Annotated in this window: 20 protein-coding genes; 9 read left to right on the forward strand and 11 right to left on the reverse strand. The window is 51.7% G+C overall.

Annotated elements, in window-relative coordinates:
• Window positions 1–625 precede the first annotated feature (625 nt).
• From GJ746_RS01790 to GJ746_RS01810, 5 genes are read left to right on the forward strand one after another with little or no spacing between them, the layout of a single operon-like run.
• Window positions 626–1162, forward strand: a complete 537-nt coding sequence (locus tag GJ746_RS01790; RefSeq protein WP_154678666.1) for a fimbrial protein — start codon at window positions 626–628, stop codon at window positions 1160–1162.
• A gap of 56 nt (window positions 1163–1218) precedes the next feature.
• Complete coding sequence (locus GJ746_RS01795; RefSeq protein ID WP_154678667.1) at window positions 1219–1905, forward strand: fimbrial assembly chaperone; 687 nt, start codon at window positions 1219–1221, stop codon at window positions 1903–1905.
• Window positions 1859–4450 (forward strand): fimbria/pilus outer membrane usher protein, encoded by a 2592-nt coding sequence (locus GJ746_RS01800; protein WP_154678668.1) that lies wholly within the window; start codon window positions 1859–1861, stop codon window positions 4448–4450. Before GJ746_RS01795 ends, GJ746_RS01800 begins: the two co-directional genes overlap by 47 nt.
• Window positions 4451–4457: 7 nt before the next feature.
• Entirely contained in the window at window positions 4458–5048 is a 591-nt protein-coding gene (locus GJ746_RS01805) for a fimbrial protein (RefSeq protein ID WP_154678669.1), read from the forward strand.
• 11 nt (window positions 5049–5059) lie between these two features.
• The gene (locus GJ746_RS01810; protein ID WP_154678670.1) at window positions 5060–6157 is read left to right on the forward strand and encodes a type 1 fimbrial protein; all 1098 of its coding nucleotides are present in this window, start codon (window positions 5060–5062) and stop codon (window positions 6155–6157) included.
• A gap of 35 nt (window positions 6158–6192) precedes the next feature.
• Here GJ746_RS01810 and actP read toward each other — a convergent pair whose 3' ends face one another.
• From actP to acs, 3 genes are all read right to left on the reverse strand, one after another.
• On the reverse strand, window positions 6193–7842 hold the full coding sequence (actP, locus tag GJ746_RS01815) for a cation/acetate symporter ActP (RefSeq protein ID WP_154678671.1): 1650 nt from the start codon (window positions 7840–7842) through the stop codon (window positions 6193–6195).
• Entirely contained in the window at window positions 7839–8153 is a 315-nt protein-coding gene (locus GJ746_RS01820; RefSeq protein WP_004127871.1) for a DUF485 domain-containing protein, read from the reverse strand. The genes actP and GJ746_RS01820 overlap by 4 nt, the downstream gene beginning before the upstream one ends.
• A 184-nt stretch (window positions 8154–8337) precedes the next feature.
• Window positions 8338–10296 carry an acetate--CoA ligase gene (gene acs / locus GJ746_RS01825; RefSeq protein WP_154678672.1) on the reverse strand — a complete coding sequence of 653 codons (1959 nt, stop codon included), beginning with the start codon at window positions 10294–10296 and terminating at the stop codon, window positions 8338–8340.
• Window positions 10297–10708: 412 nt separating this feature from the next.
• Here acs and gltP point away from each other — a divergent pair, with 412 nt between their 5' ends.
• A complete protein-coding gene (gltP, locus tag GJ746_RS01830) occupies window positions 10709–12022 on the forward strand; it encodes a glutamate/aspartate:proton symporter GltP (RefSeq protein WP_154678673.1) in 1314 nt (437 codons plus the stop codon).
• Between the two features lie 35 nt (window positions 12023–12057).
• On the opposite strand, the gene GJ746_RS01835 is transcribed toward gltP, so the two are convergent.
• Window positions 12058–12741: a tetratricopeptide repeat protein gene (locus GJ746_RS01835; protein WP_154678674.1), complete on the reverse strand. Its 684-nt coding sequence runs from the start codon at window positions 12739–12741 to the stop codon at window positions 12058–12060.
• 223 nt (window positions 12742–12964) lie between these two features.
• Entirely contained in the window at window positions 12965–15112 is a 2148-nt protein-coding gene (fdhF, locus tag GJ746_RS01840) for a formate dehydrogenase subunit alpha (protein WP_154678675.1), read from the reverse strand.
• A 93-nt stretch (window positions 15113–15205) separates the two neighbouring features.
• Here fdhF and GJ746_RS01845 point away from each other — a divergent pair, with 93 nt between their 5' ends.
• Window positions 15206–15373: a hypothetical protein gene (locus GJ746_RS01845; RefSeq protein ID WP_154678676.1), complete on the forward strand. Its 168-nt coding sequence runs from the start codon at window positions 15206–15208 to the stop codon at window positions 15371–15373.
• Here GJ746_RS01845 and alsK read toward each other — a convergent pair.
• The 6 genes from alsK to GJ746_RS01875 form a co-directional block, all read right to left on the reverse strand.
• Window positions 15370–16281 (reverse strand): allose kinase, encoded by a 912-nt coding sequence (gene alsK, locus GJ746_RS01850; protein ID WP_154678677.1) that lies wholly within the window; start codon window positions 16279–16281, stop codon window positions 15370–15372. The genes GJ746_RS01845 and alsK overlap by 4 nt on opposite strands.
• Window positions 16265–16960: a D-allulose 6-phosphate 3-epimerase gene (alsE, locus tag GJ746_RS01855; RefSeq protein ID WP_154678678.1), complete on the reverse strand. Its 696-nt coding sequence runs from the start codon at window positions 16958–16960 to the stop codon at window positions 16265–16267. Before alsE ends, alsK begins: the two co-directional genes overlap by 17 nt.
• A gap of 10 nt (window positions 16961–16970) precedes the next feature.
• Window positions 16971–17951: a D-allose ABC transporter permease gene (gene alsC / locus GJ746_RS01860; protein ID WP_154678679.1), complete on the reverse strand. Its 981-nt coding sequence runs from the start codon at window positions 17949–17951 to the stop codon at window positions 16971–16973.
• A complete protein-coding gene (alsA, locus tag GJ746_RS01865; protein ID WP_154678680.1) occupies window positions 17930–19462 on the reverse strand; it encodes a D-allose ABC transporter ATP-binding protein AlsA in 1533 nt (510 codons plus the stop codon). Before alsA ends, alsC begins: the two co-directional genes overlap by 22 nt.
• A gap of 83 nt (window positions 19463–19545) precedes the next feature.
• Complete coding sequence (alsB, locus tag GJ746_RS01870; protein WP_154678681.1) at window positions 19546–20481, reverse strand: D-allose transporter substrate-binding protein; 936 nt, start codon at window positions 20479–20481, stop codon at window positions 19546–19548.
• 174 nt (window positions 20482–20655) lie between these two features.
• On the reverse strand, window positions 20656–21543 hold the full coding sequence (locus GJ746_RS01875) for a MurR/RpiR family transcriptional regulator (protein WP_154678682.1): 888 nt from the start codon (window positions 21541–21543) through the stop codon (window positions 20656–20658).
• 360 nt (window positions 21544–21903) lie between these two features.
• Here GJ746_RS01875 and rpiB point away from each other — a divergent pair, with 360 nt between their 5' ends.
• Both rpiB and yjdP read left to right on the forward strand, forming a co-directional pair.
• Window positions 21904–22353: a bifunctional allose-6-phosphate isomerase/ribose-5-phosphate isomerase RpiB gene (rpiB, locus tag GJ746_RS01880; protein ID WP_154678683.1), complete on the forward strand. Its 450-nt coding sequence runs from the start codon at window positions 21904–21906 to the stop codon at window positions 22351–22353.
• 69 nt (window positions 22354–22422) lie between these two features.
• Entirely contained in the window at window positions 22423–22752 is a 330-nt protein-coding gene (gene yjdP / locus GJ746_RS01885; RefSeq protein WP_154678684.1) for a DDRRRQL repeat protein YjdP, read from the forward strand.
• Window positions 22753–23072 lie beyond the last annotated feature (320 nt).

Consider the following 23072-nt stretch of genomic DNA (forward strand, 5'->3'; position numbering starts at 1 on the left):
ATCATTCAGTGGTCATTTCAGCTATTTTTTACGAATGTACCTGGCTAGATGATGGTTTATTGAACAGTTTTAATTAAAGAATTTATCATTATTCGTTATATCCCGTCATAGAAATGATAATTAAGCCCGTATTAGCTCTAATATTATTCGTATAGTCAATATCTTATTTTTTTAGTATCGATATGGATGTTCTCAACTATTTCACCTTTTGATTGTAACTAAATATTTCTATTTGAGTGGTATTTTATTTGTAATCTTAATTTATTTATATTTTGATATTTAAATGATGAATGTATATATTTTATAATTCCATGATTTTATTTGATTATTTTTAAATCATATACGTTAGTTATTAATGATGACCATTTATGATTCTGGATTAGACTTCCTTCTATTGTTGAGAATACTCCTGGTTTCCGTTATGTTGTTGAAGTGAGCTTTTATTATTGAATGGATTCAAGTGGAACTAAAGCTCTTGTATTTGAATTAATGTTAAATGCAAGCGATACATTCCCCTAAAAATATACCAGCGGTAGGTACAGTTGGTATTTAATCTCATTCGCTAATATATTGCCATAAACAATTGATGGATTGATTGTTAATCTGAATAAATAGGGGAATACAAATGAAAACCAATGTAAAAACGTTAGCTAAAATTTTAGCTTTGTCCGCCGGCTGCTCTCTGGTGGCAATATCTCATGCGGATAATACTATCACTTTTAACGGAACGGTTTCCGATACGACCTGTACCGCTACCATTGATAATGGCGTTTCATCTATTGAGATGGGAACTGTCTCAGTTGCAGATTTAAAAGCTAATACCTATAGCGCCGCGAAGAACTTCTCTTTCACTTTGACCGGTTGCCCTACGGACGATGGGGCTCTGACTAAAGCCAGAATTACCTTTGGTGGTGAAGCAGATAATTTTAATAGTGATTACTTTAAAAATCAGGCTTCAGAATCTCCAGCGACCAATGTTGCTGTCGCTATTTTTGATAATGCCGGAGCACTACAAAAGAACAATGCTGAAGGCTCTGATGTTGATATCTCCTCTGGCGCGGCAACTATTCCGTTTACCGTAAAAATGGCTAAGTCTGGTTCCTCTGACCCAACCAAAGGCCCAGTGAAGACAACTGTAACCTATAACGTAACATATTATTAATTAAGCCATAAATATATAAAGGGAAAGCTATATGCTTTCCCTGTTTGGACAAAAACATGAACAGATTATTATGTATTGTTTGTTTTTTTCTTTGTATTTCAGTATCGCAGGCTAGCGTAGTTGTTGGCGGCACGCGCGTTATCTTCGATGGTACACAAAAGACAACCACGGTGTCTGTTCAGAATAAAGATAACGTTACAAATATCGTTCAGTCATGGTTATCCATCGTGGATGAGGCGTCACCCGCGAAAGATTCATTTATTACTACGCCCCCTCTTTTTCGCTTGAAGGCGGGTGAGCAGGGATTTGTCCGTATACTTCGTACAGGCAAACCTCTGGCAGAAGATCGCGAGTCTATGCTTTGGCTCAATATTAAAGGGATTCCTGCCGCGGATGATGTGCCAGATAAAAATATGGTGCAATTTGCGATTAACTCCAGAATCAAACTTATTTATCGACCCGCCGCCTTAAAAAAGGCGATTCCGGAAGACTTCGCTGAAAAGCTGCAATGGTCAAGTGATGGCAGAGGGATTAAGGTAAAAAATGACTCTCCTCTGTATATGAATTTTTCTGAGATATTTATTAATGGTAAAGCAGTACCCGAGGCGTGGTTTGTTGCACCTTATTCAACGATAAAAATACCGGTAGCAAGTGCCTCTTCATCTGGGAAAAGAGAAGTCACATGGAGTGTGATCAATGATTATGGTATGTCAGGACCAAAATATAAGGCCATTCTTCAATAGCGTTGGATGGAATGATGCATTCTCATTGAAAAGCAGCTATATCGCCATTGTTTGCTGTCTTGGTTCGATTCCGTTACCGTCTGGCGCCGGGGAGTATTTTAACCCGCACTTACTTGAAGTTAACGAAACCGGGGCGACAGCCGTAGATTTATCTTATATTTCCCAGGAAACCGTGCCTCCGGGCAAATACAACCTCGATATCTATATTAACGACAAATTTATTGCTGCTGAATCTATCGTATTTAAGCCCCAAAATGAAGGTAGTGATTCGTCTGCTCAGCCGTGTATTAGCATTGCGCAACTGAAAGAGTGGTCGATAAAAACTCAGGATTATCCTGAACTTGCGAGCGTAGGCTCCGAGTGCGCAAAACTGTCTGCAATACCAGGATGGGAAACGGCGGTATTGCTTTCGCAGCAGCGGGTCGATTTTACCTTGCCTCAGATCGCGATGATGCGCCGCCCTCAGGGCTATGTCGCTGAGAACCAATGGCAGCAGGGAATCACCGCCGGGTTGCTTAACTACAATCTTTCAGGGCAAAAAACCGATCCGCGGCACGGTGGAGAATCGACATCCAGCCAGTTTCTCAGTCTGCAGCCGGGGCTGAACGTTGGGCCATGGCGTTTACGTAATTACAGCACCCTTAATCATAATGATGATGGCAACCAGTGGGACTCCGTCTACAGCTATATTTCGCGTGATATCCACACCCTGAAAGGCCAACTGATATTAGGTCAGACTTACACTTCCTCAGGCATCTTTGACAGCATCAGCTTCACCGGTTTGCAGTTGAATTCAGATAAAGAGATGTTGCCGGACAGCATGAATGGCTTTGCGCCGGTGATCAAGGGAATCGCCCGGACTACCGCGGACGTTACGGTATATCAGAACGGTTACAGCATCTATAAAACCACGGTCTCTCCCGGGGCATTCGAGATAAATGACCTTTATCCAACGGGGAGTGCGGGCGATCTCTATGTAACGGTGAAAGAGTCTGATGGCGGTGAGCAGAGCTTTGTGGTGCCCTTTGCCTCGCTGGCGATTCTCCAGCGTGAAGGGCAGGTAGACTATGCTTTCAGCAGCGGTAAAACGCGTTCGGGGAGCTCCGGTGGAAAGGAATACAATTTTCTGCAATCCACCCTGGCCTGGGGAGCATTGAGCAACGTCACGCTGTACGGCGGTTTTCAGCAACTGGAAGATAAATATAGCAATGCGCTGCTCGGGGCCGGGTTTAATCTGGGTTCTGTCGGCGCACTCTCGTTTGATGCTTCCCAGTCCTGGGCTGAAATAAAAGAAAATCCACTAGCGGATAATACGACCTCCAGCGAGGGGCAATCTTATCGCTTGCGTTTTAGTAAAGATTTTCCATTAACGGGTACCAACTTCTCCGTCGCAGGATATCGGTATTCAACGCATGGTTATTACTCTTTGCAGAATTTTATCGATAACGCGACTGCTTATAGCGGCTGTTGTTCATCCAATGGACGGACAAAAGATCGCTTTGACGCATCGGCCTCACAGATATTTGCTGGCTTTGGCTCACTTTCCCTTTCGCTGGTTAGCGAGTCTTACTGGGATAATTCACGCATGGAGTCGCTGGGGGTAAGTTACAGTAATACCCTTGGCCGGATATCATATTTCATCAACTACTCTTATAACCGAAATGTACAGAGTACAAGCCAGAATAGCGATAGTTCTCCATCCAGCGATAGCATTATCTCGCTGACCGTGAGCGTACCTTTTGGCGATAGCACCTCAGCCAATTACAACATGAACAGTAGCCGCAAGGGGGACTCTACCCACAGCCTTGGTTTGAGCGGTACTGCTTTTGCGGATCGTTCTCTGAACTGGAGTGTGCTGGAGGGGTACAACGCCAGCGATAAGAGTACTTCAGGAAACGTTAACCTGAACTACCAGGGTTCTAAAGGCGAGGTGACGGCGGGATACGGCTATGACAGCTACAGCTCCCGATATAACTACTCGCTGCGCGGCGGAATGGTCGCTCATTCCGGTGGGGTAACCCTTTCCCGCTATCTTGGTGAGAGCGTGGCGCTGGTTGAAGCTCCTGGCGTCAGCGATGTGGCGGTGCTTGGGCAAACTAACGTAATGACCGATTCCGCCGGATATGCCGTCGTGCCTTTCGTTCGGCCCTATCACGAAAATAGTCTCGCCCTCAATGAGCAGCAGGTCTCGGGTGCGGAAATTGATAATATCGTCAGAACGGTGGTACCGACGCGCAGCGCTATCGTTAAGGTCAAATATGATACCTGGATTGGCTATAAGGCAATGATGACCCTGCGCTTTCATAATAAAGACGTGCCTTTTGGCGCGCTCGTTTCACTGAAAGATGAATCTCTGGATGCGAAAGACAGTAGAAGTTCCATTGTAGGCGATGCAGGACAGGTTTATCTGACGGGGCTTCCGGTAAAAGGTCGTTTATTGGTTAAGTGGGGCGATGATAATAATTCCCGGTGCCATTTTAATTATGATTTTTCGGGAAATAAATCTACCGAGGATATTGTTTTTTATCAGGCTAACTGTAGATGAGTAAAATATGAGTAGACGACATTCCCTGAGGACAGGAAGCAGGCGTTGTTCATTGGTCAAGAATTCCTGCCTGCCGGGAGCAGGTTTTATTATTTCTTTTTTTTTAAGTTCTGGCGCCTGGGCTTATGATGCGAGCAGTACCGTTAATTTTAATATTACTGGTATGATTGAAGAACCTTCCTGTGAGGTCTCGATAAAGCCCTCTGATAATATTGACTTAGGCACCGTATCTTTTCAGCATTTGACGGGAAAACCGGGTGCTAATAGCGCAAATGTTCCTGTTTATCTTGAGTTTGAGAATTGTTCAAAAGGTACGCGTGCGGTCACCATCACGTTTAGTGGTTCTTATTATGACAGTACCTATTCGATGATATATAAAAGCGCGGCCGTTGGAACTGGGGCGAAGGGTGTTGGATTACAGCTTTTCAGTCTTAAGGATTCCAAATCATTAGGGCCCGGCGATCAATATATTTATACCTTCAGCGATGAGGCGGGGGGGCACGTTTTTGACATGATTGCCAGAATGTACACTCCTTATGGCCAGATAACCGCCGGGAAGGTGCTTTTTGCCGCTACATTCAACGTGTCTTATAAATAACAGGGAAGAGTATGTTCAAGAATATTATTTTACTATTGGCGTTAAGCTTTCCGATGTCTGGTTGGTCATGTGTCGATGGTGCCAACTATGGTGATGTATCAATGACGAATCTTCCTGAGCAAGTATTAGTAAATGCGGGTAACTACTCAGCGGGCACGATTCTCTATGATTCAGGCCAGATTACACATTCAAAAACCCACGTAACAAACTGTCAGGGTAATATTTATGCCCAGTTTGCGTGGTCTTCAGATAATACTATTTCACCGGTTAGTGATGGGATATATACCACTAGTGTGCCCGGTATTGGTCTCAGAGTTAAAGTCTGGCTGAATATCACCGGTGAGTATGATGGTGATAACGATGACTTCACACCAGATTATAGCCAGCATTATATCGGTGATGCGGACTTCTATCTGGGTAAACCTAATGGATTACTCGATTATTGGGCTGGTACAAATTATGCGCCAACCTATCAGTTACAGCTCGTAGCTACCGGCGGAGCTATTGCCAGCAATAGCTCTCTGACGTTGAAAGATCCTATCTCGACGGTTTCGTTTAAAGACAGCTCCGGAACGATGGTTATTTCCCAACTGCATATAAACGGTACGACGAAAATCAAGTTGACGCCAATGGGTTGCACGGCTGGTTCAACCGCACTGAATTTCACAATGGGTTCGGTTAAAACGAGTGAATTTAATCTTTCTAACAAAGTCGGTTCTGCCCAACAAACGCTCACACTGACCTGTGAACCAGGGACGAGAGCAACGATGCGGATTATTGCGACCGAAACGGATGGAGATAACCCGGATAATAGCGTGATGGCGCTAACCCCCGGAGAGAACATTGCGACTGGCGTTGGAGTACAGTTGAATATTAACGGTGTTCCCCTCTCCCTGAATACCAATTACGCCTTATTCCCTTACAACCGAACCACGGTGACCAATCCCGGCGCGGAGGCGAGCTATACAATATTTACCGATCCAAATAACCCCGGTGGGGCCTCAGGGACAAATACGCTGTATTTTTCGACTAACTATTATAAAACCGGCGCTGAGGTTACGCCGGGTAAAGCCAATGCGAGCGGAACGATAACCTTTATCTACAACTAAAATATTCCCCGACCTCCAGGTCGGGGAATGAGAGTTTAGTGCGCCTGACCCTTCTCAATACCGATACCGGTCTGCGAACGGATAAACTGGGCGCGGAACAACTCGCGCTCGCGTGCTCCTTCCGCTGAGTTATCAGTGGTAGAGAACAGCCAGATACCGATAAAGGCCACGGCGATAGAGAACAGCGCCGGATACTCATACGGGAATATTGCATTCTCGTGACCAAGTATTGTCACCCAGATTGTTGGCCCGAGGATCATCAGAATCACCGCGGTCAGCAGGCCCAGCCAGCCGCCAATCATCGCTCCGCGCGTGGTCAGCTTCGACCAGTACATCGACAGCAGGATAATCGGGAAGTTACAGCTGGCGGCGATAGAGAACGCCAGGCCGACCATAAAGGCGATGTTCTGATTCTCGAACAGAATACCCAGCAGAATCGCCACTACGCCGAGGATCAGTACGGTAATTTTGGAAACCTTCAGCTCCTGACGCTCGGTCGCACCTTTGCGGAACACGTTAGCGTACAGGTCGTGAGACACCGCCGATGCGCCCGCCAGCGTCAAGCCAGCAACCACCGCCAGAATCGTGGCGAAGGCGACCGCTGAGATAAAGCCAAGGAACAGGTTGCCGCCGACCGCATCCGCCAGGTGCACCGCCGCCATGTTGTTGCCGCCGATAAGCTGCCCGGCCGCGTCTTTGAACGCCGGATTCGCCCCCACCAGCATGATGGCGCCGAAGCCGATGATAAAGGTCAGAATATAGAAATAACCCATAAAGCCGGTGGCGTAGAACACGCTCTTACGCGCTTCTTTCGCATCGCTCACGGTGAAGAAACGCATCAGAATATGCGGCAGACCAGCAGTACCAAACATCAGCCCGAGGCCGAGCGAGAGCGCCGATATCGGGTCTTTCACCAGGCCACCTGGACTCATAATTGCCGCCCCTTTCGGGTGGACCGCCATCGCTTCAGTAAACAGATTATTGAAGCTGAAGCCGACGTGCTTCATCACCATAAAGGCCATAAAGCTTGCGCCGAACAGCAGCAGTACCGCTTTGATAATCTGCACCCAGGTGGTGGCTAGCATACCGCCGAAGAGGACGTAGAGCACCATCAGCACGCCCACCAGCACGACCGCAACGTGGTAGTTGAGGCCGAACAGCAGCTGTATAAGTTTACCCGCGCCGACCATCTGGGCTATCAGATAGAGCGCCACCACCACCAGCGAGCCGCAGGCGGAGAGGGTGCGAATCGGCCCCTGTTTGAGGCGATAAGAGGCGACGTCGGCAAACGTGTAGCGGCCGAGATTACGCAGGCGCTCGGCGATCAGAAACAGAATAATTGGCCAGCCAACGAGGAAGCCGAGCGAGTAAATCAGCCCGTCGTAGCCGGAGGTGTAGACCAGCGCGGAAATACCGAGAAACGAGGCCGCGGACATAAAGTCGCCGGCAATCGCCAGACCGTTCTGGAAACCGGTAATGTTGCCACCAGCGGTGTAGTAGTCGCTGCGCGAACGTACGCGTTTTGACGCCCAGTAAGTGATATACAGGGTCAGGGCGACGAAAATCAGGAACATGATAATCGCCTGCCAGTTGGTGGGCTGACGCTGTACCGCGCCGGTAATGGCATCCGCGGCGTTAGCGGTAAAAGGGAGCGTGGCGGCGAGCGCCGTCAGGACTTTCTTCATGATGCTTTAACCTCGCTGAGAATGCTCTTCGTCAGCCGATCAAATTCACCATTTGCCCGCCAGACGTAAATTCCGGTTAATACGAAAGAGATAACGATCACGCCGATACCAATCGGAATACCTCGGGTGACGCTGGTTCCCGCATGTAGCGGCGTACCGAGCCAGCCGGGAGCGAAGGCGATAAGCAGAATAAAGCCCACATATATCACCAGCATAATCAGTGAAAGGATGGCGGCAAACCTTTGCCGGGCTGCAACAAGCTCCTTAAAATGCGCACTATTTTCTATCCGCTGACAAATCTGATCGTTCATCGTAGCGTCTCCAGAGGTTCCCTTTTCGTCATCCACGCGCCGGTCGTCGGCAACACTCATCCGCCCGGCAGTTAACTGTCGGGAATCAGCCTGTTTTCCGCTTTCCTGCTACCTGAAATCCTTAGGGGAGTCTTTATTTATGTCCTCTCCCCTTATGGGGAGAGGGTGTAGGGGATCGGTTGGTTTATGATGGCATAGCGATGGCCTGCTTCTCTTCGAGCAGTTTTTCCACCACGCCAGGATCGGCGAGCGTTGAGGTATCGCCGAGGTTGCTGGTATCGCCCGCGGCAATTTTGCGCAGAATACGACGCATAATTTTGCCCGAGCGGGTTTTGGGTAAGGAATCTGTCCAGTGCAGCACGTCCGGCGTCGCCAGCGGACCAATCTCTTTTCTTACCCAGTTGCGAACTTCGGCGTACAGCTCCGGCGTCGGTTCTTCGCCATGGTTAAGCGTGACGTAGGCGTAGATCGCCTGGCCTTTAATATTATGCGGAATACCTACCACCGCCGCTTCGGCGATTTTCGGATGCGACACCAGCGCTGATTCGATTTCGGCGGTTCCGAGACGGTGGCCGGAAACGTTGAGCACGTCATCGACGCGCCCGGTGATCCAGTAGTAACCATCTTCGTCACGGCGCGCGCCGTCGCCGCTGAAGTACATATTTTTAAAGGTCGAGAAGTAGGTCTGTTCGAAGCGTTCGTGATCGCCAAACAGCGTGCGCGCCTGGCCCGGCCAGGAGTCGGCAATCGCCAGGTTACCTTCGGTCGCGCCTTCCAGCGGCGTGCCTTCGTTATCCACCAGTACCGGCTGGACGCCAAAGAACGGACGCGTGGCGGAACCCGCCTTCAGCTCAATAGCGCCAGGCAGAGGCGTGATCATAAAGCCGCCGGTTTCGGTTTGCCACCAGGTATCCATGACCGGGCACTTCTCTTTGCCGATCTTCTTCCAGTACCACTCCCAGGCTTCCGGGTTAATCGGTTCGCCAACGGATCCAAGAATGCGCAGGGACGAGCGGTCGGTACCTTCGATAGCCTTATCGCCTTCAGCCATCAGCGCGCGGATCGCCGTGGGGGCGGTATAAAGAATGTTGACCTGATGTTTATCCACCACCTGACACATACGCGCAGGCGTCGGCCAGTTTGGCACGCCTTCGAACATCAGCGTCGTCGCGCCGCAGGCCAGCGGACCGTACAGCAGGTAGCTATGGCCGGTGACCCAGCCGACGTCGGCGGTACACCAGTAGATATCGCCTGGATGGTAATCAAAAACGTATTTGAAGGTTGAGGCCGCATAGACCAGGTAGCCGCCGGTGGTGTGCAGCACGCCTTTTGGTTTTCCGGTCGAACCGGAGGTGTAAAGGATGAACAGCGGGTCTTCAGCGTTCATCTCTTCGGGCTGGTGTTCCGCGCTGGCCTTCTCAATCAGATCGCTCCACCACAGGTCGCGACCTTCCTGCCAGTCGATTTTGCCGCCGGTGCGTTTGAGGACCACTACGTGTTCGACGCTTTTGACATTCGGGTTCTTCAACGCGTCATCGACATTCTTCTTCAGCGGGATCGCGCGACCGGCGCGCAGACCTTCATCAGAGGTAATGACCAGACGGGAGTTCGAGTCGATGATGCGACCGGCGACCGCTTCCGGCGAGAAGCCGCCGAAAATCACCGAGTGAATAGCGCCGATGCGGGCGCAGGCCAGCATGGCTACCGCCGCTTCCGGCACCATTGGCATATAGATAGCGACAACATCGCCCTTTTTAATGCCGAGGTCGAGCAGGACGTTAGCAAAGCGACAGACGTCGCGGTGTAGCTCGCGATAGGTGATATTTTTGCTCTGGCTGGCGTCGTCGCCTTCCCAGATGATGGCCGTCTGGTCGCCGCGCTCCGCCAGATGGCGATCGAGACAGTTAGCGGCCAGGTTAAGGGTACCGTCTTCGTACCATTTGATGGAAATATTGCCCGGCGCGAAAGAGGTGTTTTTCACGCGCGTGTAGGGTTTCATCCAGTCAAGGATTTTGCCCTGCTCGCCCCAGAAGGCCTCAGGATCGGTGACGGACTGCTGATACTGCGCCTGGTACTGCTCCGGGTTAATCAGGCAACGTTCCGCAATGTTAGCGGGAATAGAGTGCTTATGTATTTGGCTCATGGCTTTTTTTCTCCTGTAGGTTGTTAAATATATGTCAAATAAACGTTAATAGTAGGGGCTTTGACGGCTTTGTTTGCTATTTGGGGGACAGATCACGCATTGATTGAACTGAATGAAAATCAATCAAATGAAACTTTGAGGTGAAATAATTTCTGCAATAGATTTATAGAAATTGAATGTGTTAAATATTTTTTATAACAAATACTTATGCAAGATAAGTTGGGGATATTAGCGAGTTTATGCATAAAACCAGAGTAAACCGCTGTTCTTAAAGACTTGCGCAGCATACCGTGCAAATGATACTGATATTGCGCGTTAAATAACCCCGCAAAACAACGCAACACAATTCATACCTCCTTTCAGGAGGAGCTATTACCTTCTGGAATGGTGCCTTTCATTGAGGAAGTCTGTAGTGAAGAAAAAAACAAAAGTCAGCCTTGCCTGGCAAATTTTGCTGGCCCTTGTGCTGGGCATACTTCTGGGCAGTTACCTGCATTACCACGCCGAAAGCCGTGATTGGTTAATCTCAAACTTGCTGACCCCGGCGGGCGATATCTTTATCCATCTGATTAAAATGATCGTTGTACCCATCGTGATTTCGACCCTGGTGGTTGGGATTGCGGGCGTGGGCGATGCAAAGCAGCTGGGCCGTATCGGCGCGAAAACTATTATCTATTTTGAAGTGATCACCACGGTGGCCATTGTGCTGGGTATCACCCTGGCTAACGTCTTCCAGCCTGGGACCGGGATTGATATGTCCCAGCTGGCGGCGGTAGATATATCAAAATATCAAAACACCACGGCGGAGGTGCAGAGCCACGCGCATGGCCTGATGGGCACCATTCTTTCGCTGGTGCCGACCAATATCGTCGCCTCAATGGCGAAAGGCGATATGCTGCCGATAATCTTCTTCTCGGTGCTGTTTGGTCTGGGCCTCTCCTCGTTGCCCGCCACCCACCGTGACCCGCTGGTTACCGTGTTCCGCTCTATCTCCGAAACCATGTTCAAAGTGACGCACATGGTGATGCGCTACGCACCAGTCGGTGTGTTCGCGCTGATTTCGGTGACCGTTGCGACCTTCGGCTTCGCCTCGCTGTGGCCGCTGGCTAAGCTGGTGATTCTGGTTTACTTTGCGATCCTGTTCTTCGCGCTGGTGGTGCTCGGCATCGTTGCGCGGGTATGCGGACTGAGCATCTGGATCCTGATTCGTATTCTGAAAGATGAGCTGATTCTGGCCTACTCTACCGCCAGCTCTGAGAGCGTGCTGCCGCGTATTATTGAGAAGATGGAAGCCTATGGCGCGCCGGCATCAATCACCAGCTTCGTGGTGCCTACCGGCTACTCGTTTAACCTTGATGGTTCAACGTTATATCAGAGTATTGCGGCCATCTTTATTGCCCAGCTGTACGGTATCGACCTGTCTATCTGGCAGGAAATTACGCTCGTGCTGACGCTGATGGTGACGTCGAAAGGGATCGCGGGCGTACCGGGCGTTTCCTTTGTGGTGCTGCTGGCGACGCTGGGCAGCGTGGGTATTCCGCTGGAAGGCCTGGCGTTTATCGCTGGCGTTGACCGTATCCTCGATATGGCGCGTACCGCTCTGAACGTCGTGGGCAACGCGCTGGCGGTGCTGGTTATCGCTAAGTGGGAACACAAGTTTGACCGCAAAAAAGCGCTGGCGTATGAGCGTGAAGTGCTGGGCAAATTTGATAAAACGGCCCAATAAAACAGCAGGCCCGGTGACATCGCACCGGGCTTTTTTTATTGTTTACTTATCCTGTCGAACTCTTCACATCCGGTATCAAACCCCTCCTGGCAGCTGACGTTGAGCCAGTGCAGCGCTTTTTGCTTGTTTGGTTCGATAAAGCCTTTTTCTCCCTGCTGGAAAAGCATTCCGGCCCAGTATTCGGCGTAACCGGTACGGGAGAGAGCGGAGCTCTCTTTAAAATACTGCGCCGCCTGCGCGTCATCTTCCGGCGCATGAACGCCGCTGGCGTAGATCAGCCCCAGTAGCATTTGAGCGTCGACGGCGGAGTCGCTTTCCGGATCCCTGGCGGCATGCTGTAACAGGGTGATGGCGTGAGCATAGTTCGGCGTACCTGCCTGTTGATTTACCAGCAGGCGGGCGAGCACAATTTCTCCCGCTTTGCTGCCCGTCTGAACGGATTTCTCCGCCAGCGTTTTGGCCTGGAGATAATCTGCCTGCTGCGGGTTGCGTATTTTAAGCTGGGCCAGTAGCGCCAGCGCGTCGCCATCGCCGCTGTCTGCCGCTTTTTGCGCCCAATATTCGGCCTGCGGAAAATCGCCGAAGCTGACGTAGGTATCCGCCAGGTAATATTGTGCCCGCGGATCGCCCGCTTCGGCCTGCTGTTTATACTGGCTGCCAGGTTCCATGGCTCCTGCGGTGCAGCTTGCCATCACCAGCAGTAAATAGAGGTATTTCATTTTGTTATTATCGGTAGAGGACATAGCGAGCAGTATAAAGGCAGGGAAAGGAGAAGAAAACGACGGGAACTTGTGGGGAATACATCTGTTTTACCCGAAGGGTCGTGCCGTCTGTTTCCCGGGGGCGGCGCCGACGCGCCTTGCCCGGGCTACAGATTCACAGCCGTCTGCGGTCCGGTAGCCCGGACAGGTGCGAAGCACCGCCTCCGGGGAGGCGGCCTGATTAACCCATTGCGCTTTCGCGCAGGCGGGCTTTCAGCTTGTTGTACTCGTCAATCACATACTGCTCGGCGGCACGCTGGTCGGCAATCGGCTCAACGTTGACGGCGCAGTACTTGTACTCCGGCGTTTTGGTTATCGGGCTCAGGTTCTCGGTGACCAGCTCGTTACAGGCGCCAATCCACCACTGGTAGGTCATATAGACCGCTCCTTTATTCGGACGATCGCTGACCTGCGCGCGGGTGATGATGCGGCCTTTACGCGAATTCACCCACACCAGCGCTTCGTCCTCAATGCCAAGACGCTCGGCGTCAGCGGTATTGATTTGCGCATAGCCTGGCTCATCCGCCAGCGCCGCCAGCGCCGCACAGTTGCCGGTCATCGAACGGCACGAGTAGTGGCCGACTTCCCGCACCGTCGACAGCACCATCGGATACTCTTCGGTGAGCTTGTCAATCGGCGCGACCCAGTCGCAGGTGAAGAACTGCGCCAGACCGTTCGGGGTATCGAACTTCTCTTTAAACAGATACGACGTCCCCTGGTCGGCATCGGACTCATCGCGGCACGGCCACATCACGTAGCCCAGCTCGCCCATTTTCTCGTAGGTGGCGCCGTAGAAATCCGGGCACAGATGACGCAATTCGTCCCAGATCTCCTGGGTGTTGTTGTAGTGCATCTTGTAGCCCATACGGGTGGCGATTTCGCTGATAATCTGCCAGTCAGTTTTCAGGTCCCACTTCGGCTCTACCGCTTTAAAGAAGCGCTGGAAGCCGCGGTCCGCTGCGGTGTAGACGCCTTCGTGCTCGCCCCACGAGGTGGATGGCAGGATAACGTCGGCCGCTGCGGCGGTTTTGGTCATGAAAATATCCTGGACGATAACCAGCTCCAGATCGTCGAATGCCTGGCGTACTGCGGACAATTCGGCATCGGTCTGCAGCGGATCTTCACCCATGATGTACGCCGCCCGCACTTCACCATGCGCCGCGCGATGCGGCAGCTCGCTGATGCGGTAGCCGGTGTGCGCCGGCAGGCTGTCGACGCCCCAGGCTTTGGCAAACTTCTCGCGGTTTTCCGGGAACTTAACGTACTGATAGCCCGGATAGGTATCCGGCAGCGCGCCCATATCGCAGGCGCCCTGAACGTTGTTCTGGCCGCGCACCGGGTTAACGCCGACGCTTGGCTTGCCGAGGTTGCCGGTGAGGATCGCCAGGCTGGTCAGCGAACGCACGGTCTCCACGCCCTGATAGAACTGGGTTACGCCCATGCCCCACAGGATAGCCGCGGATTTCGCGTTGGCGTACATACGGGCGCAGGCGCGGATCTCCTGGGCGCTGACGCCGGTAATCTCTTCTACCGACTCCGGCGTATAGCCTTCGACGATTTTGCGATACTCCTCGAAGCCCTCGGAACGGCTGGCGACAAAGGATTTATCGTACAGATTTTCTTCAATAATCACGTGGCCAATGGCGTTGAGCAGCGCGATGTTCGAGCCGTTCTTCAGCGCAATGTGCATGTCGGCGATGCGCGCGGTTTCAATTTTGCGCGGGTCGCAGACGATGATTTTCGCCCCATTGCGTTTAGCGTTAATGACGTGATTCGCCACGATGGGGTGGGAATCCGCCGGGTTGTAACCGAAGATAAACACCAGATCGGTGTTATCAATCTCGGTGATGGCATTACTCATGGCGCCGTTACCGACCGACTGGTGCAGACCTGCAACCGAAGGGCCGTGTCAGACGCGAGCGCAGCAGTCGACGTTATTGGTACCAATAACGGCGCGCGCGAATTTTTGCATCACATAGTTGGTTTCGTTACCTGTCCCGCGGGACGAACCGGTAGTCTGAATCGCGTCCGGGCCATATTTCTCTTTAATGGCGCTGAGGCGGGTGGCGACATAATCGAGCGCCTCATCCCAGGAGACGGATTCCAGCTTGCCGCCGCGCTGGCGACGGATCATAGGGGTTTTCAGGCGCGGGGTGAGGATCTGGGTATCGTTTATGAAGTCCCAGCCATAATAGCCTTTCAGACACAGAGTACCCTGGTTGGTTTTCCCCTGCGCTGCCTCCGCCCGAACGATTTTGCCGTTATCGACCACCAGGTTGATTTTGCAACCTGACGCGCAATACGGGCAAACCGTGACGACTTTTTTCATCGGTCTTGCTCCAGTTAATCAATTGGCGCATACGCGCTATCGCGCCGTCACTATGCATCTTCTATGCCATGTTTTCATTGTGGGTATTGACTGATGATACGTTGTTTTTTTGGGCGAAATGCTGACGAAAAACAGCCTATCGTCAGTTTTGACGTGTCGACGCAGGAGAATGTGACGCGGGTCGGGTTGCCCGGACAGGTGCGCAGCACCGCCTCCGGGAAAGAGCGCGGGGCAGTGCGCTTATTGGTATCGCTGGGCTAAGTTAAATAACGACTGCTCGCCAGCGCTGCAGCGCCCTGGGCACCGTTAAACGCTGAGGAAGAGGCGGCAATAAAGCGTACGGCCTGATACGGCAGCGGACGGCGAACGTAGGTTTTGACCATCGTGATGAGAGCGTCGCGCGGGAAGGCCGGCATATCCATTACGCCACCGCCGAGGATCACCGCGTCGGGGTCGAACAGGTTGATGCTGGTGGCAATGGCGCGGGCGGCGTGGTTAAGCAGCTGCTGCACAAACGGCTCCTGCGCGGCGTGAAGAAACAGTTCTCCCAGTTCGTACGCGCGCGGCTGCTGTTCATACCAGCGCTTCAGCGCAATGCCGGAGCAGACGGTTTCCAGACAAGCGGGATTACCGCAGCCGCAGGTGAGGGTATCATCGCCCAGCGGAATATGCCCCAGCTCGCCCGCCACGCCGTGGGCGCCGGTCCACGGCCCGCCGTTCAGCCAGACGGCGAAGCCCATGCCGGTACCGAGATAGGCCGCCAGCACTTCCTGCGCCTGCAGGCCATTTTCCTGAACATCAAAAGAGAGCTGTAGATTGACATCCCGCGAAAACTCGACCGGGCAGCCCAGCGCCGCTTCCAGCCTGTCGGCCAGGTTATACAGGTCGTCAGCGGCCAGCGGCAGGTTGGGCGTTGAGATAATGGTTCGCTTATCTTTTGCCACCAGCGCCGGAAACCCCATCACCAGCCCGCAGCATTGAGCTGCGTGATGGGTCAACTGCTGCTGCAACAGGTTTTTAATACCGTTGACCAGGCCGTCAGGGCCGATGACGTCCGCGGTGCGCAGCTTTTCGCAGTGTAGCGCCTCGCCCCGTGCCGTTTGCAGGCAAAAGCGGATATGGGTTGCCCCCATATCCACGCCCGCGACGACCTTACGCTGTTTTTGCATGAGGCTGTACCTCGTTTTTTGCCGCCAGAATCTGCTCTGCCATAATTTGCCACGCGTCTTCAATCCTGTCGGCGTGGTTAAAGAGACCAGAGGTACCGACGATAAACACGTCCGCGCCTGCCGCCATGAGTTTTTCATAGGTGGCTTTGTTGCAGGAGCCGTCGATTTCTATTTCGTAGTTCAGCCCCTCGCGCTCGCGCCAGGCTTTCAGTTCGGCGATTTTTTCCAGCATCTCCGGGATAAACGGTTGTCCGGCGAACCCCGGATCGACGGTCATTACCGTGATTTTGTCCGCTTTATGGATGTAATACTTCATCGCCTCCACCGGCGTTTCCGGGTTAAGGATCAGCCCGACCTTCATACCGTGTCGACGTATTTCCTCAATCAGGCGGAAGGCCTGGCCGTTGATGGTTTCCGGATGCAGGGTAATAAAGTCCGCTCCCGCCTTCGCCAGCTGGCTAATGTAGTCCTGTGGGCGGGTGACCATCAGGTGGCAGTCCAGCGGTTTGCTGGCCAGCTTTTTCACCTGGCCGACGAAAAACGGCGACAGAGTCAGGTTCGGCACAAAATGACCGTCCATAATATCGATGTGAAAATAGTCTGCATGCTGGTCAATAAACTCAATCTGCTCTTTGAATTTCAGCAGATCCATGCACATTAAAGAGGGAGCAATTTTCATTATAAATTCCTTACTTACTGATAAGACGGTCGAGGGCGACAGCCGCGATGATTAATCCGCCCATTACCACCAGCTGGTAGTAGGTTTGTACCTGCAGAATGTTCAACCCGTTGTTGATGGTGCCGATAATCAGGCCGCCGATGACCACCGAGAAGATGCGTCCTTTGCCGCCGAAGAAGCTGGTGCCGCCGATGATGGCGCTGGCGATGGCGTAGGTTTCAAAGCCCATTCCCGCCAGCGGTTCCGCTGCACCAAGGCGCGCGGTAGAGACCACTCCCGCCAGCCCCGCGCAAATGCCGGAAATAATGAACACCAGCAGCATGTGGAATTTGACGTCGATACCGGAGTAGAAAGCGGAGTTCTTGTTACCGCCCAGCGCGTAAATATTGCGGCCGACGCGCATACGGGTGGTCAGGAACCACAGGATCACCGCCACAATCAGCGAGAAGATCACCGGTACCGGGATACCCAGCGGCGTTGCGGCGAAGAAGTTCACGAAATCAAACGAGAATCCATACACCGAGTTAGCGTCAGAGATAACCAGCGTAATGCCGCGGAAGATGGCGTTGGTGCCAAGCGTGATAATGAACGGGTGCAGGCCGGTCCAGTTGACCAGGCAGCCGTTGATGGCGCCCAGCGCGCCGCCGACCAGCACGCCGCCGATCAGCGCCGCAAGGAACGGGTCAACGCCCGCCAGCATCAGCTTGGCGGTGACCATCCCGGAGAGCGCGAGGATCGCCCCGACCGACAGGTCGATCCCGGCGACGAGGATCGCGAAGAACTCGCCCATGCCGATCAGCACGGTGACCGAACTCTGGACAAAGATCTGCGTAATGTTGTTGGTCGTCAGGAAGTACTCTGACGATAGGGTACCGAAAATCGCGACGATGATGGCAAGGATAAAAAAGGTGCCGTATTTATCCCAGAACAGCGCGAAGTTAAACGGTTTTTTCTCGTCCATGTCGCCTTTCACTCTTGTGGTAGTGCCCATGCCATAATCTCCTCTTCGCTCATGTCGTCGCGATTGGCCAGGATTTGCGTCAGCCGCCCTTCGCAGAACACGGCGATGCGGTCGCAGACGGCAATAATTTCAGGTAGTTCGGATGACACCATCAGGATGACTTTTCCGTCATCGGCCAGCTGGCGCATCACTTTATAAATTTCAGCTTTCGCGCCAACGTCGATGCCGCGCGTCGGTTCATCAAAAATAATGACTTCGGGGTTGCAGCATAACCATTTGGAAATCAGTACCTTCTGCTGGTTACCGCCCGAAAGTTCGGTAATGTTCTGATTAACTGAATGACACTTCAGCGCCAGCAGCCTGCGCTGCTCTTCCGCCGTTTTATGTTCATCCCCTTCGCGAAATAGCCCCATGGCCCCTTTATATCCGCCACGCTTCAGGCTCTGGCTTACCGCCATATTCTGAGCGATGGAAAAATTGGGGAAAAAGCCGTTTTCCCTGCGGCTTTCGGTGATATAGCCCATGCCTTTCTTTAAGGCGTCCAGCGGCGAGCGCGGGGAGATCGCTTTGCCGTTAAGACGAATTTCACCGCTGCTACGTTTATCCACGCCAAACAGGCAGTCCATCAGTTCGGTACGTCCGGAGCCGACCAGTCCGGCAAAACCGAGAATTTCGCCGCGATTAACGCTAAACGAGATGTCGCGTACCTTTTTCTTGTCGTGGCTGGTGACGTTCTTTACTTCGAACACCGTCTCGCGGGCGATATTGCCGGTGCTCTCTTTCATAACGTTGAAGCGGTTTTGCAGCTCGCGACCGACCATCAGACGTACGATGTCGTCGTTATTCACTTCGCTGACCATTCCGCTGCAGACGCTGCTACCGTCTTTCATGACCGTATAGCGGTCACAGATACGGCGAATTTCCGCCAGCTTGTGCGAGATATACACGATGGCGGTGCCCTCTTTACGCAGCTGGTTCATGATCAGGAACAGGTAATCCACCTCTTTATTGGTCAGTGAGGAGGTGGGTTCATCCATGATCAAAACTTTGGCGTCGAGCATTAGCGTCTTGGCGATCTCCAGCATCTGCTTATGGCTGATAGAGAGATTCGCCACCTTTTCATCTAAATCGACTTTTAGTCCGACGCGCAGCAGCATCATTGCCGCGCGCACGCGCATTTCTCGCCAGTCGATAATATTGACGCCGCAAACTTTTTTCGTCAGATGACGGCCAATATATAAATTCTCCAGTACCGTTAATTCATCAATGACGCTGAGTTCCTGATAAATAATTCCGATGCCGAGCTGGGCCGCTAATTTATGGTCCAGCTTGTCATATTCGACGTCATTAATGGTAATGGTGCCTTTGGTCGGTTCATGTATTCCCGACAGAACTTTCATCAGCGTTGATTTACCGGCACCATTTTCCCCTAATAACGCATGTATTTCGTGCGGGTAAATAGCTAAATCAACCGATTTTAATGCGTGAACCGGGCCAAAGGATTTGCCGATCCCCGCCATTGAAATATATGGCGTGAGCATAGAGAATTTCCTTTATTACCTCTGCGCGATGTTCCCTAACCTTCTTCCAAAAGAAGAGGGTTAGGGGGAGGGAATTAACAGCGTTATTTGGTCACCAGAATGGAATCCACCAGCTTAAATTCCGGGGCTTTATCCAGCGGGATCACTTTACCGCTCTTCTCGGCATCGACCATCAGCTTAAGACCCGTTGCGCCGATATCCGCCGGATTCTGTGCAATAGTGGCGGTCATCTGTCCGGCTTCGACCATTTTGCGAGCTTCCGGAATTCCGTCGGTACCGACAACCAGAACTTTGCCGGTTTTGCCGGCGTTGGCGACGGCCTGAGCGACGCCCATAGCCATAGTGTCGTTAGCGCAGTAAATCGCTTTAACGTTCGGGTTACGCTGCAGCACGTTAGTGGCAACATCCAGCGCTTTAATACGGTCCCAGTCGGCAGGCTGGCTGGCAACCAGCTTGATCTGGCTCGCTTTTTTAAACGTCTCGGTGGCGCCGCTGCGGCGGGCTTCACCGGACGCGTTGCCCGCTTTGCCTTCAATAATCGCGACTTCGCCGCCTTCTGCGCCCAGTCTGTCGATGATAAACTCCGCGCCTTTCGCTCCTACCGCCACGTTATCGGTGGTGACAAAAGCTTCCACGTTGCCGCCGGCTTTCTTCAGGTTATCCATATCGATTTTTTCATCGAGGTTGACCAGATAGATACCCTTTTTCCATGCCTTAGCCACCGGCATCACCAGGTTTACAGAGGAGAGCGGCGCAAAGGCGATGCCTTTATAGTTTTTGTTGCTCAGATCCTCAAATAGCTGCAGCTGTGACTGGAAATCCCCTTCTGAAGGGGAGGCAAAAATATCGACGCTTACCCCCAGCGTTTTAGCTTCGTCTTCAATTCCCTTTTTCATATCAACCCAAAAAGGATTGGATAATGTTTTTAATACCACAGCATAATCGGCGGCGGCAAAGGCGCTGGTGGATAACATTACGCCCATGAGCGTGCCGCTGAAAATTTTCAGATATTTATTCATAGCAGTATTCTCGGTGTAGGGTGACTCCTGTGACAGGAGCAAATTATTAATACTCTAAATAATTCAAGTCACAGAAAGGCGGCAAGGGAGTAAGTCCCCAGGAACATAGATAACTATGTGACTGGGGCAAACGAGCGTAGCCAACGCATCTGTGGCTTGAAGTATGACGAGTCTTTACTTAAGCGCGCCTGGTGAAAAAAAATTAACAATCGCGCCGGTTTTTTGCATATTTAAATTCGCTTGTTCGATATTGAGCTGGGCAACGGAAACGAAGAAAGCATCTAATAATGTGAGTTGTAGTATACGCGCCGAGGCGTTACGGCCTAATAAAGGCGTCTCTGGTGCTGGCGAACAAATAATAAAATCAGCTAATTTGGCTATCGGCGAATGATAGCTATGTGTAATACAAATAATTTTTGCTCCGTTCTTTTTAGCAAGTTCCACCGCCGATTTAATGTCGCTGGTGCGCCCGGAATGCGAGACCACCAGCACGACGTCGCCTTCCTTCAGCAGCGAGGCGGACATCATCATGATATGCGCGTCCGGATATGCCTGGCAGCGCACGCCAATGCGTAAAAACTTATGCTGCACGTCGGCGCAGATGGCGTTAGAGCCGCCCGCGCCGTACAGATCGCGCTGGTTAGCCTGGGCAAAGAAGCGCGCCGCGCGATGAATTTCATCGACGTTAACGATCGACTGGCCTTCCATAATGGTGCGCAGGGTGATGTTAAACACCTTATTCACCACATCCTGCGGCGCTTCATCAAACGAGAGCTCGGCCGGTAACACCTGCTCTGATTGCGAAAAGTACGCCTCCAGCGCGCTGCGCAGGTTACGAAAACCGCTAAAACCAAGCAGCTTAGAAACCTTAACGATCATGGCTTCTGATACTGACAGCGCCTCCGCGACGTCTTTGATAGCCGGCGCATCGCTAAGATTGCCGGGGGTAAGCAACCATTCGACGATACGACTCTCGTTTTCGGTCATGCCTTCCTGCTTCATACGAAGCCAGGGGGCAAGGCCGATGCCGTTAGGGAGCGAACTGGATTCTGACTGACTCATCGCTTTCTCTTGTCCATAAAATGAAGACGACACTATATCACCACAGCCTGAACAGAAAAGATGTCGCTTACTTCACAAAATTAATTTATTTATAAAGTTTTTATTTTTGTGAATTAAATTCAGGGTGCTGAATGTGTTTTTTTCATAAAAAAGCATAAATATCATTGCGTTATGATTTTTTCTCGAGCGTGGGAATAAATTTTCACGCCGCTATAGATAACGCTTATGCCTTGATTTGTGAAATCTCAGCATGTAGAAAGGACCCTGCATGGCGTGATTTCGGCGTAATTTTCCGCGTTTTGGGGCGTTAAAATCACAACTCATTTATATTTGTAAAGTTACTAACAGGCGAGGCTAAGTATGAAAAGGATTGCAATTGGCTGCGATCACGTCGGTTTCATCCTCAAAGACGACATTGTGTCACATCTGCGTCAGCGCGGCATTGAAGTGGTGGATAAAGGAACCTGGTCTACGGAGCGTACCGATTATCCGCGCTACGCCAGCGCCGTCGCTCAGGCCGTTGTCGCCGGCGAGGTTGACGGTGGGCTCCTTATCTGTGGCACCGGTATCGGTATCTCAATTGCCGCGAATAAACATCCCGGTATTCGTGCCGTTGTGTGCAGCGAGCCTTACTCCGCGCAGCTTTCACGGCAGCACAATGACACCAACATTCTGGCCTTTGGCGCACGAGTTATCGGCCTGGAGCTGGCAAAAATGATTGTTGATGCCTGGCTGGGCGCTCAATTTGAAGGCGGACGCCATCAGGGGCGGGTGGATGCAATCGGTGCGCTTGAACAGCAGAGGATTTGAGATTCCTCCGCTACTCGTTGTTCCCTTCCTTGATTAACGTAAAGCCAGCCCAACGATGAGACTGGCTTTATGAAACATTATTCTAGCGCTTTGCTTTTCTGCACTCTCTCCCTCGCCAGCCAGCTGGCGCACGCTGATATTATTGACGACGCGATCGGCAATATTCAGCAGGCCATTAATGATGCTTACCATCCCGACGAGAGCCGCTCGGATGATGATTATGATGACGGTCGCTATCAGGATAATCGGCGGCAAAATGACGATCGCCAGCAGCGTTATGACGACAGGCGGCGCCAGCTTGAAGATCGACGCCGTCAGCTTGATGAGCGTCAACGCCAGCTGGATAGCGATCGTCGGCAATTAGACAACGACTGGCGGCGCCTGAATGATGATTACTGACAGAGCAAGGCGGGGATGATTCGTCATAGAACCTGACCGGAAGTACGCCGTAATGAACATATAGAGGTCAAGGAGAGCATCAATCGATATATCGTTATTATTAAGATACTAATTTTTATCCTTACCAACTTCTTTTCAATAAATGAAATTCGTCACCGCAATAACCACAAAAAATATGTGTGTAATTTGTTTTTGAACATCTGTTTTTGTCATCAGCAGAATTTTTAGTGCCATTTTTTTGACTGTATCTCATTGATCATAGCCTGCTGTAGTCCGCAAAAATTGCATCTTTTCCTTGCATATTATGATGCTCATCACAC

Source organism: Klebsiella oxytoca, assembly GCF_009707385.1.
In the GTDB taxonomy this organism is placed as follows: Bacteria; Pseudomonadota; Gammaproteobacteria; order Enterobacterales; family Enterobacteriaceae; genus Klebsiella; species Klebsiella oxytoca_C.